The following is a 16709-nucleotide window of genomic DNA, read 5'->3' as shown; positions in this document are numbered from 1 at the left end:
GTGACTGCAAGGCGGTGCAGAGGGCGTCGCCACTCGGTGCGACGAGCTCCGCACCGCCGTCGGAGCTCAGCCCCAGCTGGAGGGCGGGGGTGCTGACGGGTAGCCAGGGGGAGGCGGTACGGCCCCCGGAGGCATCGTGCCGTCCGGTCCGGGCTGGTTGTCACCTTGGGCGACGAAGCCGGAGGGGGACGGAGGCATGGCGCCGGGAGCCTGCATCTGGCCAGGAGCGTAGGGCTGCTGCTGCGGTACGTATCCCGGGGCGCTGACCGCGTAGGCCTGCTGCTGCGCCTTCTTCTTGCGCCTGAGGAACCAGAAGAGGCCGCCGCCGATCGCTCCGACCACCACAACCCCCACGATCACCCATACCCAGGGAAAGGCGGGAGTGTCCTTGCCGCTGACGCGGTACCTTCCCGGCTCGTTGAAGGTCACCGTGTTCCCACTGACCTTGCCGCCGTCGGCATCCGTGACCTGGCCCGGGAACGTGACGGAGAGCGTGTACTCATCGAGGAATCCGGAAGAAGAGGAGGGAAGGTTCCCCTTCTTGCTGTCGAGGGTGTACTCATCGTCCTTGTGCTCGATGAACCCATCGACCTCGGAGATGTCGATCGACTTGCCCGTGAGTGTGCAGGTGGGGAAGCCATTGCGCTCGGAGTAGGAGGCCTTCAGGTCTTTGAACGGCCCTCCGGAGTCAGAAGAGTTGCAACTCTCCTTGAAGTCCCGCTTGGCGGATGAGGACTTGCTCTTGACTTGCCCGACAACGGTCATGTTGTAGGTGTCGTCCTGGTTGATGACGATCCGCACGGAAATTGAGGGGTTCGAATCGTCGCTCGCCGCGGAGGTGACGGCGTGACTTGGAGGGATCAGGAGTGTCAGAGTCGAGAGAAACGCCAGAAAGACGAGCGTTCCCAAGGAGCGGTGTCTGGTGGCGGTCACGGCCATAGTTCTCACCCTAGATGGTTCGGTGTTGATGGGCTCTCCGCATGAGGAGTGATGACGCGAAGAAAGGTGTTGTGGCCCCGGGATCGTCAGATCTGAGGGCCACAACACCGGGAGGGGTAATGGGTCAGTAGGTGCCTTGGCCGGGAGCGCCGTAGCCGGTCTGCTGGCCGGGCTGAGCCTGGGGGGCGCCATAGCCCGCCTGCTGGCCGGGCTGAGCTTGGGGGGTGCCGTAGCCGGGCTGTGCCTGGGGGGCGCCGTAGCCCGCCTGCTGGCCGGGCTGAGCCGGGAACGCCTGGTTTGGGTCATAACCCTGGACGGGAGTCCCGTAGGGCGCCTGGGGCTTGTTCTTCTTACTGCGGATGACGAGGAAGGCGACCAGGCCGCCGATTAGTGCCAGGACGCCGACGCCGACGATGATCCAGACCCACATCGGGATGGAGCCGTCTCCGCCCTTCACGGTGTGGGACTTGATATCAGTGAAGGTGACCTTGTTGCCGTCGACCTTGCCGCCGTCGCCCTCTGTGACCTTTCCAGGGAAGGTGATCGACTGGGTGACGTCGAGCTGGCCCGTGTCGCCGATCGCCTCGTCGGTGCCGATCTTGACGACGTACTCGCTGCCCTGATGCTTAATTGTGCCGTCGCTGTCCTTGATGGGGGCGGAGCCTTCAATCGTGCAGATGGTCGAGTCGCCATCTTCCTTGAACGTGGCCTTGGCGTTCTTGCTGTTCTTGCCGAACTTCGTCTGGGAGAAGTCCTCGACTTTGCAGTTGTCTTCGTTGAAGATGCCGAAACCGCTGTTGTCGGTCATCACCGCTTTCACGGAGTAGGTGTCGTCGGACTTGATGACGATGTCTGAGGTGATCTTCAGGCCGGGGTTTGAGGAGTCGTCGTCCATGGGGGCGGCGTGTCCCGGGGCGCCGATCAGTGCGAGGGGTGCGGACAGAGTGAGCACCGCAAGGGCCGTCAAGATGGACAGGGGCCTAGGGATGCGGTGGGCGATGGCAGGTGTCATGCCCACACAGTAGCGGTTCAGGTGCCCGGTTGTAACCGGATCGTCATGGGTATCGTTCCCCGGGGGCTGTTACTGGAACTGCTGCGGCGGCGGCCAGGTGCCGTGCTGTTGGGGCGGCCAGGTGCTGTGCTGCTGGGGCGCCTGCGTGGGGGAGGGCGGGTAGGAGCCGTTGGCGGTGCTGGAGGGGGAGTAGAGCGGTGACGGCTGTCCCGGGTGCTGTTGGTTCGGTTGAGGTGCAACTGGTTGCCCGGGGTACTGCTGAGGAACCGGCTGACCGAGGTGGGATGACTGCGGTTCAGGACCCGGGACGGGGACGGCCTGCATGGCGGCACCCGGAGCGCCCTGCCCGCTTCGCTGACGACGTCGCACAACGACCGCCATCGCGATGAGCCCGATGACCACGAGCGAGCCGACGCCTTCGATGATCCACGGCAACACCTTGCTGGTCGTCGTTTCCGAGGCGGGACGGTCCTTGCCCTTGACGATCCGGCCCTTGAAGTCCGTGAAGGAGACGGTGTTCTTCTCCTCCCCCTCGACCTTTCCGCCTTGGCTCTGGGTCACCTCTCCGGGGAACGTGGCGGCATAGAACAGCTGCAGCTCCGGGGACGGCGTCTTGCGTCTGTCCATGCTGCTGGTGTCGATGGCGTACTCGTCGTTCTCGTGCCTGATCATCCCGTTGGTCTCAGAAATCTTCCCCTTCGTCGCGATGGTGCAGACTCGTTTGTCCTTCCCGTCAACGAATGTCGTCTCAGCGTGGGAAAAGATGTTCGGTTCCACGAGGAAGTAGTCCAGCGTGCAGCTGTTTTTAGTGATGGGAGGAATCAGGCTGTAGTTCGTCTGATCGGTGATGACGAAGGACGCCTCAAAGGTGTCATCGCTCTTGACGGTGACTTTCATGTCGATGGTGATGATGAGCTTATTGTCCTCTCCAAGGAGCGGCACCGCGTGAGCAGGAGGGGAGGCCACGGCCATAGCGGCGATGAAAGCGAGAACGGCCAACGCAGCCAGTACGGCGTGGACTCTCCTGATAACAACGGCACAGCTCATTGCGCCACCCTAGTCGTTGCCTCGGTTCCCCGGCGGCTGTTCGAACGGCAGTACTACTCACCCTGATACGGCGGATAGTACTGCCCGTTCTGACCTCCGCCGCCGGTGAGCTCCTGCGGCGGCCGGAAGTCGGCCTGACTGTGCCCTTCCTGGTAGGGCATCTGCGTGTATCCCGGTCCGGGCGACTGGGTTCCCCCCTGCTGGGCGCCATAGGTGCTGAAGACGCCGGCGCCTCCAGGGGACTGAGGTGGAGGGAGAACGCTGGTGTCCTGGCCCGGGTCGGCGTAGGGGGCGTAGCCGTCGCGAAGGTTGGTGACGGGATAGGGGTGGGTCGATCCCGGCATCGGCTGCAGGGGGCTCGGGGGCGACTGGTACGGGCCGCCGGTATAGACCTCCGGAGGCATGGTGCTGGTCGCCTCGGCCCCCTGAAAGGCTTGACCATAGACCTGGCCGTAGGGCTGACCGTAGGGCGGTGCCGGAGCCAACTGCTTGGCCCGACGAGTCTTGAGGAGATACACCACGACGCCGACAACGATGAGGAGGACGACGGCGCCGGCCGTCGCGATCATCCACCACTGCAGATGGAACGTGCCGTCCCCGCCCTCGGCGTGGAGAGCCTCAGAGCTCTCCATCACGTTGTCCCAGGTGACCTTGTTGTCGTCATTCCTCCCGTTGGACTTCGTCACCTCTTCGGGAAAGGTCACGGATACTGAGATCTTCATTCCTCCCGAGGTGCCCGGGGAGGTGGGGAGGGAGTCGTCCTTGCCGAGCTTGCTCAGCGCCTCGGGGGACAGGTCGAAGACGTACTTCCCGCCCTGGTGCTTGATCGTCCAGATGTCGGTCTGCAGGTTGTTGAGGGGAACCGACTTGGCTGTGACCTGGCACGCCGGCTGGCCGTTGTGGGACGTGAAGGTGTAGTTCGCCTTGACTCCCTTGGGCAGGGGGGTGGACTTCTCGAGCTTCGCCTGGGTGCAGCTCTCCCTGCTGATGAGCGACAGTCCCGACGAGTCCCACATGACGTAGGACAGGTCGGCGGTCTCGTTGTCATGGATGACGAAGTCGTAGTGAGCCCCGCATCCGGCCAGCAGCAGTGCGAGGCCGGTCAGTACCGCCACGGCCACTCGTCGCCTGACAGTGCGGGAGTCATGATTCATGTGTCGAGTCTAATTCGGTGCTGTGACAACGTGGAATAGTCGGAATGCTCAGTGTCGCCCCGGCGCCGCCTGGCGGGGTGCGCGTCCGCTGCTGCGCCGTCGTAGGACGGCCACTGTCAGGACGCCGCCGAGCAGGGCCAGCCCCGCGGTCAGCCAGATGCGGGAACGAGTCCACCATGACACCCCCCGCGAGTCCTGGGCGTAGCCCGAGGCGCTCACGCCCTTGGCCACCGTGTCCGGGTCGTCCCAGGTGACCGTGGTGCCCGAGACCTTCCCCCCGCCTGACTGCGTCACCGCGCCGGGAAAGGTGACGGAGACCTTGGTGTCGACCAGGCCCTTGAAGGACGTGCTGCTCGGCTGGGCTCCGCCCGAGTCGCCCGAGTCGCTCGACGGCGCGGCGGGGGCCTGAGATGCGCTGCCCTGCGCGCCTGCGGCCCCGTTGGCGTCCTGGGAGGGGTCGGAGGGGAAGGGCTGGATCGTCACCTTGTAGACCTCGCCGTCGCGCACGACGATCGTGTTCGGCTCGGCCTGTGAGGCCTGGGGGACCTTGACCCCGCTGATGCTGACCTGGCAGCCGATTCCGTCGTCGCCGGTGATCGGGGTGGCCTTGACCGTGGTGCCCTCGGGCACGCCCAGGGCGGTGGGGTCGGAGTAGGTCGAGCAGTCGGGGGCCTTTCCCTTCGGGAAGACGGTTCCGCTGGTATCGCGCATCTCCAGGGCGACGTCGTAGCTGCCCTGGGAGCGGATGGTCATGTCCATGTGGGCGGTGCAGGCTGACAGCGCCAGGCAGGCGGCGGTTGCCACGACGGCCGGTCGAAGCGCCCGGAGTGCCGGCGGGCGGGGCAGGGGACGCGAGACGAGGCTCGTGGGACTGGACGCGGAGGACGGCGCGACGGACATGCGGGCACGCTACACGCTCGCACTGGACCTTCACTGAGGGCGGAACGACGCCGTTTCAAAGGCGGCAAAAGCCGCCATCCTCCCGAATGTGGCCGATCACATGCCGGTCCGGCCTGGCAGAGAGGCCCAGTTGGGACCTTCGGCGATGTGACCTGGGGCGCCCGGTGGGGGAGGATTGCTCTCGACCGAGCGAGTCGGCAACGGCGCGCTCACCGGATCAACATACCCAAGGAAGGGACTCGCATGACTGTGTCTGAGAAGGACGTCCGCGCCGCCGCGCCGGCCAACGCCCCTGAGGATGTCATCGAATTCGTCACGCGCATCGCCGAGCTGGCCAAGCCCGAGAACGTCTACTTCGCGGACGGTTCACAGGAGGAGTGGGACCGCCTCACCACCGAGATGGTGGAGTCCGGCGTGTTCACGCGCCTCAACCCCGACAAGCGCCCCAACTCCTTCCTCGCGCGCTCCCTGCCCAGCGACGTCGCCCGTGTGGAGTCCAGGACCTTCATCTGCTCCGAGAAGGAGGAGGACGCCGGCCCGACCAACAACTGGTACGACCCGGCCGAGATGAAGAAGATCCTCCACGAGAAGTTCGACGGCGCCATGCGCGGCCGGACCCTCTACGTGATCCCCTTCTCCATGGGTCCGCTGGGCGGCCCCATCTCCCAGCTCGGCATCGAGCTGACCGACTCCCCCTACGTGGTGGTCAACATGCGGATCATGACCCGCATGGGTGCGGCCGCCATGGACCTCATCGCCGAGGGCCGCCCCTGGGTCCCGGCCGTCCACTCCGTCGGCGCCCCGCTGGCCGAGCACGAGAAGGACACCACCTGGCCCTGCAACGACGAGAAGTACATCACCCACTTCCCGGAGACCAACGAGATCTGGTCCTTCGGCTCCGGCTACGGCGGCAACGCCCTGCTGGGCAAGAAGTGCTACGCACTGCGCATCGCCTCGACCATGGCCCGCCGTGACGGCTGGATGGCCGAGCACATGCTCATCCTGCGTCTGACCGACGAGAAGAGCGGCAAGCAGTACCACGTCACCGCCGCCTTCCCGAGCGCCTGCGGCAAGACCAACCTCGCCATGCTCCAGCCCACCATCCCGGGCTACAAGGTCGAGACCGTCGGTGACGACATCGCCTGGATGCGCCCCGGCCCCGACGGCCGCCTGCGCGCCATCAACCCCGAGGCCGGCTTCTTCGGCGTCGCCCCCGGCACCTCCTACGACACCAACCCCATGGCCATGGACACCATGAAGGCCAACACCATCTTCACCAACGTCGCCCTGACCGACGACGGTGACGTGTGGTGGGAGGGCATCGACGCCCCGATGCCGGAGCACCTCATCGACTGGCAGGGCAACGACTTCACCCCGGCCGACGCCGCCGAGGGCAAGAAGGCCGCTCACCCCAACAGCCGCTTCACCACCCCGGCCTCGCAGTGCCCGATCATCTGCCCCGACTGGGAGGCCCCCGAGGGCGTGGCCATCGACGCCATCCTCTTCGGCGGTCGCCGCGCCACCAACGTGCCGCTGGTCGCCGAGCAGTACGAGAACGCCCACGGCGTGTTCATCGGCTCCGCCGTGGCCTCTGAGGTCACCGCCGCCGCCCTGGACGCCAAGGTCGGCTCCCTGCGTCACGACCCCATGGCCATGCTGCCCTTCTGCGGCTACCACATGGCCGACTACTGGTCGCACTGGCTGGAGATGCAGGAGAAGCTGGGCGACAAGTTCCCCAAGGTCTACCAGGTCAACTGGTTCCGCAAGGACGAGAACGGCAAGTTCATCTGGCCCGGCTACGGCGACAACTCCCGCGTGCTCGACTGGATCGTGCGCCGTGCCTCCGGTGAGGTTGAGGCCGTCGACGGCGTCACCGGCCGCTACCCCAAGTTCGAGGACTTCAACCTCGAGGGCCTCGACCTGGGCGAGGAGGAGTGGGCCAAGATGTACGACATCGACCCCGAGGCCTGGGCCGCCGAGATGGACGACACCGAGGAGTACTACAAGCAGTTCGGTGACAAGCTGCCCGAGGCCATCAAGGAGCAGCTCGCCAAGTTCCGTGCGCGCATCGATGAGGCCAAGAAGGCCTGATCTCAGCTGAGGTCCTTCCCTGAGGAGGACTGAGACGGGGGCTCCGACCGGTTCGCCGGTCGGAGCCCCCGCTCGTTGCTGCTGTTGCCGCCCTCGCCGCCGGCTCGGTGGCTGCTGCGCGCCGTGTCGGCGGCGAGGACGCACCCTCAGGTTCGAGAGCTGAGCGCCGGGCACAGGCCTCGAACCGTGTGGTGCGTCCACGCGGGGCATGTCGCGGAGGGATGGTGAACGGTGCCCATCGGAGAACGCGAATCGGCGCCGCGGCCGCTACTACAGTGACGAAGGGCCGATGGTGGGGGCGTGGATTGCTCTCCCATCGTGCCGGCGACCTGCAGCGGCGTGGAAGGTGCGGAGCATGAAATGGCAGGACAACGACCTCGGTGGCGGTCGGGGGGACCTGTTCGATGAGACGCTCGGGAAGTCGATGCGGTGGTGGGCGACGGAGACCGCTGATGGGCGCCTGCTCCTGCGACGCTCGGTGATGATCCGCTGCTGTGCGCTGCTGGCGCTCGCGGTGGGGGTGCCCGGCGTGGTCTATAACGCGCTGCCGCTGATGAGCCCCTACATCACCGAGTATGAAGTCAAGGACGCCATGATCTGGGCGATCATGTTCGGCATTCCGGTGGTCTGGGCGATCAATACCCTGCGGCGTCGGACGGTGCTGAGCCAGGACGGCATCGCCATGCGCCGCCTGCTGTTCACCGAGCGTCGTCCTTGGGCGTCGGTGGGCTCGAGGTTCACGCTGTCGACGCTCAACCTGACTGACGGGCCGTCGTCGTACGGCGGATTCATTGAGCGGACTCGGATCGCCATCGAGAACGGCGACGGCGATGATGCCATTCGGCTTCCCGGGTGCGTCATCGGGATGACGTGGGGGAGCTCTGAGGACCGCGCCGCTGCGGCTGTGGGGGACTTGCAGTACTACATCTACGCGCGGGGGTGGGGTGTTTCGGAGGAGGCCGCTGTCAGCGAGGACCCTCATCTTGTGGCGGCCCGGGGCCGGCATGGCGCGGAGAAGATGCTGCAACGCAGTCGTCTGGTGTTCTGCACCCCGCTCTGGCGCAGAATCAAGGAGCACCTGTGCAACGGCGGGCTTTTCCTCATCGGCATGGGGGTGCTGTTCCTGGTGATCGGTGGTCAGCAGTTGTTCTTCGAGACGAAGCCGCTCAGCGGTTCGGATATCGCTTTCGCGGTGTTCTGTCTTCTGCTCGGACCGGTGACCATGGCGTATCCGCTCTACAAGATCTACGAGTGCTTCCAGCGGGTCGTTGTGGACGAGCAGGGGATTCGCGTGGGAAGACGCTCGTGCGTCTGGCCGGAGTCCCGCTCCGGACTGTTCGTTGCGGGGGACCGGATCTTCGTCGTCTATGGCAACGGGAAGCACCTGGCCATGGATGGCGCCGGTGTCACGTGGGGGAGCTTTCAGCGCCGGCAGGAGCAGCTGGTCGCCAGGTGTGAGGCGATCTGGCTCTGGGGGGTCGCCCATGGCGCGACCCGGGAGACCGGCCGTTATGTTCCCCTCGCGGATGCAGGCATGCAGGAGGAGCGGGAGACCCTCGAACGCGGGATCGGCTTAGCGGTTCCTCGCCAGGGTCAGCGCGCTTGACTCTGTGCGGCCAGGGCCCGGTGGCGCCAGATCAGCAGGATGGTGGCAAAGATCCAGCAGACCGCCCCAGCGGCCAGGCCGGCGACGAGGGGCACCGCGAACTTGCCGAACGTGACGGTGGGGCCTACGAGGATCGCGTCGGTGTCATCCAAGCCCTCACATGAAACCCGGTAGTCTCCCGACTTGTCGGCTTTGAACGTGAGAACCGAGCTGAAATCGCCGTCGTTGTTGGAGATGTTCATCCCACCGCCGGGGGAGGTGCGGACCTCCTTGCCGTCAGGGTCCACAACGGTGCAGTTGTTGGCAGCGGCGGTTCTCGATACGTACAGAGCACGCTCGTCATTGCTGCTTAGGCTGACCTGCTGCCCGTTGGTGACGACGTCACCACTGGTGGCGATGCTGGCGACGGCGATGACCGACCCGATGCCCCAGATGGCCAGTCCCATCAATGGGCCGATGACGAACAGGATGATCGCCACGACCAGCTTTCCGACGTGCGTCTGGCGGGGGCGCTGCTGCCCATAGGGAGGCACGGCCTGATACGAGGGCTGGTACGGCGGCTGGTATGGGGGCTGATTCTGGGGAGCTGACATCGGTCCATCTCCTGAGTGTGCTTCGACTGCCGTTGTAGCGTAGCAAGTCAGCTATACGGTGATCCGGCCCATTTCAGGGCCTCAGCAGGCGGTTCCTTCGGTGAAGGAGACTCCGCGCTCTTCGGCAGCGCGGAGCAATCGCTTGTCACGTGTCCACAGGCGGGCGCCGGGGACCAGTATGACGGAGCCGAGCAGGTGTGCATCGACTGGGCTGAGTCCCCGGCCCCACAGTGCATGAGCTGCGACCAGAGTCAGTAGCTCGTCATGTGAGAGGACTGGGAACTGGCGGAGGTGCGTTAAGTGCTTGAGGACGTCATCTCTGGACCTGAGTGATCCCATCGCCAGCTCCTCCGCCACGAGTGGATGGGATCCAATCTCGTCCTCGTGCAGCAGGCTGACGAGTACTGGGTCCGAGTGGTGGAAGTGATCGATCCATACCGAGGTGTCGACAAGGATCACTGGCTGGCGCTCCGACGTCGTGGAGCGGCGCTCGCCGTCCGATCAGAGCCGCCGAGAGCCGCAAGGCGGCGTGCGCTCTCCACTCTGACCAGGGTCTCCAGGCCGGCCCGCAGCAGCTCGGTGCGCTCAGTGATGCCTGTGAGCTCCTGAGCGTTGGCAATGAGGTCATCACTGAGTGTCACGGTGGTTCGCACGGTACCTCCTGCACCAGAAATGTCATCAGATGATGTAGATGCTAGTGCATCTGCCATGTGATGGCCAGTGATCGGTCATGAGCTGACCGATCTCGCTCGACGGAGCGGGCAGCCACTTCGGGCCGGTGACGATGCCGGACAGTGGGTTGGAGATGAATAGGAAGAGATGGGCCCTCGTTCTGGAGGTCACCGCTGTGTAACGTGTTGTCATGTGCCAGCACCCACCTGACGGGCCCATCTCGCCGGGATCGGCCCGCTCGGTTCCGGCCGTCGACGGCGCACAGACGGGGCAGTCGCTTGGCGAGACCGCCGCTGACCTGGCGTTACGTGCCACCCGGTACCTGCGCACCCGTTTCCGTGAACGTGTCACCGTTGGGGACCTCTCCGCGCACCTCGCCTACAGTCCCTCCCACCTCACCCGGGTCTTCACGTCCGTCGTCGGCACCTCGCCCATGGACTCCCTGGCCGCGTGGCGACTGCACGAGGCCAAGCACCTCCTCATCACCCACCGACTGGGCGTGGCCGAGACCTGCCACGAGGTCGGCTACACCTCGGTGGGCACCTTCAGCCGCCGCTTCCTGCGCGACGTCGGAACCCCACCCGGTTCTCTGCGTGGCATTGCCGATCGAGTGGCCGAGCGGACCCAACCGGCCGTGAGCCTTCTGGTACCGGCGGCGGGAAGGATCTGCATCCGCCTTGATATTCCCGAGGGGATGCGCCGCACGCTCGGGCCTGCCCCCTATCAGTGGGTCGGCACCTTTCCCCGTCCTGTCCCCAGTGGGCTGCCGACGAGCGGCTCACTGCGCCGACACATCGACGAGGTGGAGCTGCCCATGGTCTCAGGCTCTCCCTGGATCCTCGCCACCATCTTTCCCGACGGCGCCGACGTCCACGAGCAACTCGCCCCCACTAACCCCCTTGTCGCGCGCCTGCGTGTCCCCGAGGAGCCCGTCCCCGCCCCCGTCACCTTGCCGGTGCGCGCCGCGTTCCCATGGGATCCGGCGGTTCTCGTGGCGCTGGCGGCGATGGTGGTCTGACGGTCGTCTGAGATGGCCTGAAAAGGGCGCCGCTCAAGAGAGCAGGATCGGAGTCGTCCGCTGTGTGCCGGTCGGTCTACCGTCATGGAACGTCAAGATGTCCCTCGACATGCAGCTGGATACGCAAAGGAGCCACCGATGACCGCTGCCACCGCCAACGCCTTGCCCACCGAGCGCCTTGCCGGCTTTCCATGCTGGATCGAGCTGTACACACCGGATATCGATGCCTCGGCCGCCTTCTACCGGGACCTTCTCGGCTGGGAGATCACCCGTGCCGAACCGGGTGAGCCACTCACCACTGAGGTGCATCACGACGGTCGGCTCATCGGCTCCTTCGAGCCTGCTGACGCGGCGCCCGGGGACCCCGGCTGGCAGGTGAGTTTTATGGTCGACGATGTCCGCGCCGCCGTCGGAGCCGCCGAGAGCGCCGGTGGGAGTGTGGTCGTGGAGCCCACCGACGTCACGGAGACCATGGCCTACGCCCTCGCCGCAGACCCCGACGGCAACGTTGTCGGGCTCCTGGAGGACGAGGACTGCGAGGGGCCCTACCCCCACCAGGCCGGGATGCCGGTGTGGTTCGATGTCCTGGCCAGTGACCTGGAGCCGGCCGAGCGCTTCTACCGGGAGGTCGCAGGGTGGCCCACCCGCCGGCTGACCATCGCCGACCAGGAGCAGGACTTCTACACGAGCGTCGTCGGGGGCAGATCCGTGAGCGGCGTCGGTCGGGCCGGCTACTTCGGTGAGGAGGTCCCCTCGCGCTGGCGCATCTACTTCGGGGTTGAGGACGCCGACGCCGCAGCCCGGCGCGTGCGCGAGCTGGGAGGAACTGTCATCGTCGAGCCCTTCGACTTCACGTTCGGGCGCATGGTGGAGGTGGCGGACCCGCACGGCGCGCGCTTCCTGCTCACCACCTTCTGATCCTCACGCACTAGCCGGGCGGGGCCACTGGTGGTCCCGCCCGACTGTGTCTGATACTTTAAAAATGAATCTAGCGATACCGCATCGATGGGTATGGGAAGATTCAGCCGTACTGTTTGAGTTCCTGTTTCCTGACGAAAATCAGCTTGTCGCAGGTTGTGTTGTGTTGTGTTGGTGGTATCCGGCGGATTCCTATAGAGCGCTGTTGACTTTTGTGTGAGTAGACTGTAATAATTTAGTATGCGAGATCCACTCGGTGATGATTTAGGGCGCGGCGATCTTCCCAAAGTTGGCGGATGGGTGTTTCTGGTTGTCCTTCCGTTGGTTGTTGCTGTCGTCCTAGCGGTGGTGGTACCCCTGGGGTCGGGTGGTAGGCGAGTGCTCTCTATTGTTTCGCAAATCGCGAGTGCCAGGTCTGAGTTGCTTCCCATACTGATTGGTTCCCAGCTCGGAGTGTCAGCGTTGGTCGTCGCTATGACGCAGTTTCAGCCTGAGCGGTGGCGTGGAACTCCGAAGGAGTTGGGTGACTGCTGGCTGAGTGAAGTGAGGCTGGTTGCATCCAAAGAAAACCGTTATATCGCGTCTATGTTCGGGTTGCTTGGTATATCGAGCGTTATTGTGTTTGGGGTTGCTGCTTGCGTATCCCAAAGGATGGATGTGGGAGGAGTCTTGCTCCTGCTGATTGTCTGGGGGATTCATGCCGTTTCCTCTGCTGTTTTAATTATGGTTCCTGCGACGGGGGCTGCTGCGGTCGCTGATTACTGGAGGTCGCTCATTCGATTGGTGTACGTGGCTGAAATGTGGCCAGGAGAACTGGAGTTCGCCAAAAAAGAGGTCGATAGGGTCGGCATGTCTCCGTTGGTGCATGTCAGGCAATGGAAGGGGGTCGTCGTTCTTGGTGTTCTGTTTGTTGCATTAATTCCGGTTATTATCCTTGGTCGCATTTGTTTTGGTTTTCCAGGGTGGTTGCTGCAGATTGGTGTGGTTGAAATGATGGTAGCATCGGCGCTTTTGTCGATTGGGGCAGGGTGGGGGCGATGGAGTAGTGAAGGCTTCCTTGTCATTCTTTTTTGGCTTTCATGGCCTCTTATGCTGCTTCAAGGCTTCATCTTAGAGCTTGAATTCATCGCGATTGTGACAGAACCTTCCCTAGTAAGAAACGTAAGTATTGGTTTTGTAGTGGTAGCTACGCTCTTCTTGGGTGCCTTGTTTGCGGTAGTCGCATGGGGTGCTCGCACTGTATGGGCTCGATTCAATCTTCTTAAAAGTACTCTAACTTTGAACTGGATCATGGATTTAAGGTCGCAGCGCCGATGCGGAAACAGGTGTTCCAGTGACGAGAGAGAGGCTGTTGAGCGCTCTGTTGTTGAGGTGTTGGGTGATAAAAATAGAGAAGACACTAGTGAGATTGTAAAAAATAGTGTGCTTCTGGGGTTTTTATATGTTTGATGGATGGAGGTAAAATAGTCGGGCGGGGCCACTGGTGGTCCCGCCCGAATGCGTCCGGAGAGCGAGGGCGCTGGAGATGCTGTGAAAGAGCAGAAGGAAGCACCCTCATGGCCGGACCTGCCCAGGTTACTCCGCCTGTCGGCCCGCCTCGCCCCCGCCCACGTCGGGGTTCCTCTCCGCCGTGACCTCCGCGGGGCCCAGCAGCGCCAGGATCCGCTCGGTCTGCCATGGCAGGATCCCGCCCTCACCGAAGACCAGCTGGGCCTCATCGGGGTCCTCGACGACGACGTCGGCCAGGAGCCCCAGCAGGTGCGCCAGCGGCATACGCTGCCCCTCCAGCAGGTCGAGCAGGTGCGCCAGGACCCGGTTGCTGCTGAGATCCAGGTTCGCTACCTGGTGCTCGCCCACCCCCACGGGCAGGTCCCACCAGATGAGGCGGCGCTCAGCGAGGTCGATGACGAACGGGGTCGCGTTGAACGTGGGCGAGATCAGGTCGAGGCGCTGCATGACGGTGGAGGCCTCGAAGACCTCCCCGCTCTGCGGATCCGCGCCGCGGGCCATCGCCCCCGCCCAGCACTCGGGCACCTCACTGAGCCGGTGGTGGGAGAAGGAGTGGACCGTCATGACGACGTAGCGCCACCCCTGCCGCAGCGCCTCGGCCAGGGTGACGTCAATGAACTCGGCCGCCCCGTCGGGCGCTGAGGTGAGGTCGCCCGAGTGCACGGCCGCCGTGGAGCGAAGGTTGTAGTAGGCGATCTGCTCGGTGCGCGCGAAGTCCTCGGAGACGAAGAAGGCCGACAGGTCCAGGTCCACCCGGGTATCCCTGTCCTCGGCTGCAGCAGGTCCGGCAGGCCCCGGGGCCTCGGGTGGGGCCTCCGGCAGGTCACGCCAGTGCAGGAAGAAGCGGATCGTCTCGCCCTCGGGCAGGGGCAGTCGCGTGCCGCGCCCCGCCGTGCGCATACCCGGTGAGGCCGAGCGCAGTCCTACCGGAGCCGTGTAGCCCTCGTACATCCCCTGGTCGACAGCGATCCGCCCCAGGCGCTTCCGCTGCCGTAGGGCCTCCTCGACGGCGCGAACCACCGCGGCGTCGGCCGGGCCGGGGCGGCGGGTGGAGGGGATGAGCGTCGTCTTGGTGCCCGTGGCCGCCTTGATGGCGACGACCCGCCACGGCAGGGCGTCCGGTCCGGGGGAGGAGAAGTACTCCCACAGGCGCACCAGGACCGGCAGGGAGACCTCGGGCGCTACCCGGGCGAACTCGGCGACCACGCGCTCGCGGGCGACATCATCGGCGCACAGCCGCAGTAGCTGGTTGAGCCGGCGGGCGAAGACCCCGGGGCGGGCGGACAACAGGCGAAGAGCACTTTCGACGTCGCGGCGCACCAGGGCCTCCTCCAGGCGGGAGGTGAAACCTGCTTCGGCGTCCCCGGAGGCGACCTGGTGCAGGAGCGCGGTGGCGCGCGGGAAGCGACGCGCGTAGTCGCCGGGCCGCAGGTGGCGGGCCAGCCGCTTCCACCGCTCGCAGCGCCGAGCCATCTCCTCAGCGCTGTCGCGGCCGTCCTGGACCTGCCCGACGGCGTCAAGCAGACCCAGCAGCCGGCGCCGCTGCGCACGGGAGAAGGAGGGGAACCGGCACGGTTCGGCCAGGGAGACATCGCCGCCTGCCATGGCGACCGCCAGGCGCAGCACGTCGGTGACGGTGCGGTAGGAGGCGGAGAAGTCCAGGTCGGGGAAGGTGACGGTGAGGACGGCGAGGTTCTCCTTGACCGCCACGCGTGGCGCCGCCTCGGGGCCGAAGTCGCGCAGGGCCGTCAGGTCTGCGCGGTCCTGGGCGCTGAAGGGGGTCGCCTGGGCGATGAGGTCGGCCACGATCCGCTCCAGGTCCTGCGTCGTGGCCAGGCCCAGCTCGGTGAGGGCGCCGTCGCCTCCCGGCAGGGGCTCGCGGGGGCTGGGGCGGTAGTCCGGCAGGATGCGGACCCCGACGACGTCGCCCAGGTAGTGCAGAGCGGCGTTGACCAGCAGTGTGGCCTCGGAGGCGCTGCGCACCTGGATGGGGAAGTCGGGGTAGAAGGGGCGGTACTCGGCGGATGGGGAACCGGAACTGAGGCGGGCGGCGGCATTGACCAGTGCCCAGGCCTGCTCTGGGTGGGTGAGGGCCTCCCGGGCCGGGGTGGAGAGCCGGTAGCCCAGGGCCCGCAGCGTGGTCAGGGCCGTATCGACACCCGCGTCGGCGCCCCGCTGCGGCGTGGGCTGCGCCTCCTGCGGTGAGGCGAAGCACGACGGCGCCGGCCCACCGGTGGCCGACGGGATATAGACGGCCCCGAGCCGGCGGATCGTCACCGCGTTGAGCTCCGCGGTCGCCTCAGTGTCAGAGGTAGGGGTGGCCGCGGAGCCGGCTCCTGCATCGAGTGATCTCCTGACAGAGGACTGATCGACTTCCACCCGGGCCTCCTGATGCCTTGCTGTCCGAGGCCCCGACGCCCCGGAGTCGACGTGAGCCTAGTCGTCCTTCCTCGGGCGGTGGGGGAGAGAGGCGGCTGGGCTGCCTCAGAAACGTCCGTAGGAGTTCTCCAGGAGCGTCTTCAGGGAGTCGATCTCCACCTCCACCGAGCTGAAGCCGCTCGACACCATGACGCCCTGGTCCCCGACCTGGAACAGACGCATGAAGAACCCGTCGTTCGTGGTGCGTATCCCGTAGGGGAAGCCGTAACGCTGCTCCAGTGCCTGGGCGATGCGCCAGGCATAGTCGGCGACGTGGCGCTTGTCGAAGCACAGCCGCTCCTCCGCTTCCCGTTCGGAGTGAGTGACCACCTCGATGCTCCAGGTGCCGGAGAATCGCGATCGCTCTGCGGCCCAGCCGTCTCCGCGCAGGACGGGCTCGTCCCACCTGATATCGGGGCGTCCGCCGAACCTCTTGAGCACGCTCTCGACGGCTGCTCCGCTGAGGACCTGCTCGACGACGGAGAGGATCTGGGGGATGGACAGCCCGATCCGTATCGGGATGACTTGCCAGCTCACCGGTGGCCGGCCGGGACCGGTGGGTGTGGGTGTGGAGGCGGCCAGCCTGCGAAGCTCGTCCATCGTCATCGCGGGCCCGGGCGAGTCCGTTCCCCGGTCCTCCAGAAGGAACTCGATAGCGTCCTTATCGATCTCATTCTCGTCCCCGCTGGGGCTGGCGGCGAAGACGCCGTAGTCGCCGAAGCCCTCGGAGCCGGCGAAGCGAATGTCGATGAGAGGGCGCCCTCCGGCGAGGCCGGCGACGACGTCGCGCATACTGATCTGGCCCGTTACCTTGTTGGTGGTCCCGGGTGGT

General features: G+C 65.5%; 14 protein-coding genes and 1 pseudogene. 5 read left to right on the top strand and 10 right to left on the bottom strand.

The window, feature by feature from the left end; translation table 11 throughout:
• Window positions 1-66: 66 nt before the first annotated feature.
• The 5 genes from HMPREF3165_RS01685 to HMPREF3165_RS01665 form a co-directional block, all read right to left on the bottom strand.
• Window positions 67-801: an LppM family (lipo)protein gene (locus HMPREF3165_RS01685; protein WP_083303148.1), complete on the bottom strand. Its 735-nt coding sequence runs from the start codon at window positions 799-801 to the stop codon at window positions 67-69.
• A 262-nt stretch (window positions 802-1063) separates the two neighbouring features.
• Window positions 1064-1951: an LppM family (lipo)protein gene (locus HMPREF3165_RS01680; protein ID WP_070510392.1), complete on the bottom strand. Its 888-nt coding sequence runs from the start codon at window positions 1949-1951 to the stop codon at window positions 1064-1066.
• Window positions 1952-2020: 69 nt separating this feature from the next.
• Window positions 2021-2998, bottom strand: coding sequence for a hypothetical protein (locus HMPREF3165_RS01675; RefSeq protein ID WP_070510390.1), 978 nt, complete (start codon window positions 2996-2998; stop codon window positions 2021-2023).
• A 53-nt stretch (window positions 2999-3051) separates the two neighbouring features.
• Window positions 3052-4152: an LppM family (lipo)protein gene (locus HMPREF3165_RS01670; protein WP_070510388.1), complete on the bottom strand. Its 1101-nt coding sequence runs from the start codon at window positions 4150-4152 to the stop codon at window positions 3052-3054.
• Between the two features lie 48 nt (window positions 4153-4200).
• Complete coding sequence (locus HMPREF3165_RS01665) at window positions 4201-5052, bottom strand: LppM family (lipo)protein (protein WP_083303142.1); 852 nt, start codon at window positions 5050-5052, stop codon at window positions 4201-4203.
• Window positions 5053-5295: 243 nt separating this feature from the next.
• Here HMPREF3165_RS01665 and HMPREF3165_RS01660 point away from each other — a divergent pair, with 243 nt between their 5' ends.
• Complete coding sequence (locus tag HMPREF3165_RS01660) at window positions 5296-7143, top strand: phosphoenolpyruvate carboxykinase (GTP) (RefSeq protein WP_009747636.1); 1848 nt, start codon at window positions 5296-5298, stop codon at window positions 7141-7143.
• Window positions 7144-7498: 355 nt separating this feature from the next.
• Entirely contained in the window at window positions 7499-8749 is a 1251-nt protein-coding gene (locus HMPREF3165_RS01655) for a hypothetical protein (protein ID WP_070510386.1), read from the top strand.
• On the opposite strand, the gene HMPREF3165_RS01650 is transcribed toward HMPREF3165_RS01655, so the two are convergent.
• The 3 genes from HMPREF3165_RS01650 to HMPREF3165_RS01640 all read right to left on the bottom strand — a co-directional run bounded on the left by HMPREF3165_RS01650 (window position 8737) and on the right by HMPREF3165_RS01640 (window position 9995).
• Entirely contained in the window at window positions 8737-9228 is a 492-nt protein-coding gene (locus HMPREF3165_RS01650; RefSeq protein WP_256274749.1) for a hypothetical protein, read from the bottom strand. The genes HMPREF3165_RS01655 and HMPREF3165_RS01650 overlap by 13 nt on opposite strands.
• Before the next feature lie 195 nt (window positions 9229-9423).
• A complete protein-coding gene (locus tag HMPREF3165_RS01645) occupies window positions 9424-9801 on the bottom strand; it encodes a type II toxin-antitoxin system VapC family toxin (protein ID WP_003787713.1) in 378 nt (125 codons plus the stop codon).
• Complete coding sequence (locus HMPREF3165_RS01640) at window positions 9798-9995, bottom strand: type II toxin-antitoxin system VapB family antitoxin (protein WP_003787711.1); 198 nt, start codon at window positions 9993-9995, stop codon at window positions 9798-9800. Before HMPREF3165_RS01640 ends, HMPREF3165_RS01645 begins: the two co-directional genes overlap by 4 nt.
• A 209-nt stretch (window positions 9996-10204) precedes the next feature.
• Here HMPREF3165_RS01640 and HMPREF3165_RS01635 point away from each other — a divergent pair, with 209 nt between their 5' ends.
• From HMPREF3165_RS01635 to HMPREF3165_RS13140, 3 genes are all read left to right on the top strand, one after another.
• On the top strand, window positions 10205-11032 hold the full coding sequence (locus HMPREF3165_RS01635) for a helix-turn-helix domain-containing protein (RefSeq protein ID WP_070510381.1): 828 nt from the start codon (window positions 10205-10207) through the stop codon (window positions 11030-11032).
• Between the two features lie 138 nt (window positions 11033-11170).
• On the top strand, window positions 11171-11950 hold the full coding sequence (locus tag HMPREF3165_RS01630; protein ID WP_070510379.1) for a VOC family protein: 780 nt from the start codon (window positions 11171-11173) through the stop codon (window positions 11948-11950).
• A 240-nt stretch (window positions 11951-12190) separates the two neighbouring features.
• Complete coding sequence (locus tag HMPREF3165_RS13140; RefSeq protein WP_141744990.1) at window positions 12191-13399, top strand: hypothetical protein; 1209 nt, start codon at window positions 12191-12193, stop codon at window positions 13397-13399.
• A gap of 126 nt (window positions 13400-13525) precedes the next feature.
• Here HMPREF3165_RS13140 and HMPREF3165_RS01625 read toward each other — a convergent pair whose 3' ends face one another.
• Together HMPREF3165_RS01625 and HMPREF3165_RS01620 are read right to left on the bottom strand one after the other, a co-directional pair.
• On the bottom strand, window positions 13526-15838 hold the full coding sequence (locus HMPREF3165_RS01625) for a TerD family protein (protein ID WP_070510377.1): 2313 nt from the start codon (window positions 15836-15838) through the stop codon (window positions 13526-13528).
• Window positions 15839-15943: 105 nt separating this feature from the next.
• Window positions 15944-16709 (bottom strand): annotated as a pseudogene (locus HMPREF3165_RS01620) (hypothetical protein); the annotation flags it as partial.

Origin of the sequence: Actinomyces sp. HMSC08A09 (assembly GCF_001807465.1) — a bacterium.
GTDB lineage: Bacteria > Actinomycetota > Actinomycetes > Actinomycetales > Actinomycetaceae > Actinomyces > Actinomyces oris.
Note: the sequence above shows the minus strand (reverse complement) of the source record. Positions and strands in the feature narration are given on the sequence as shown.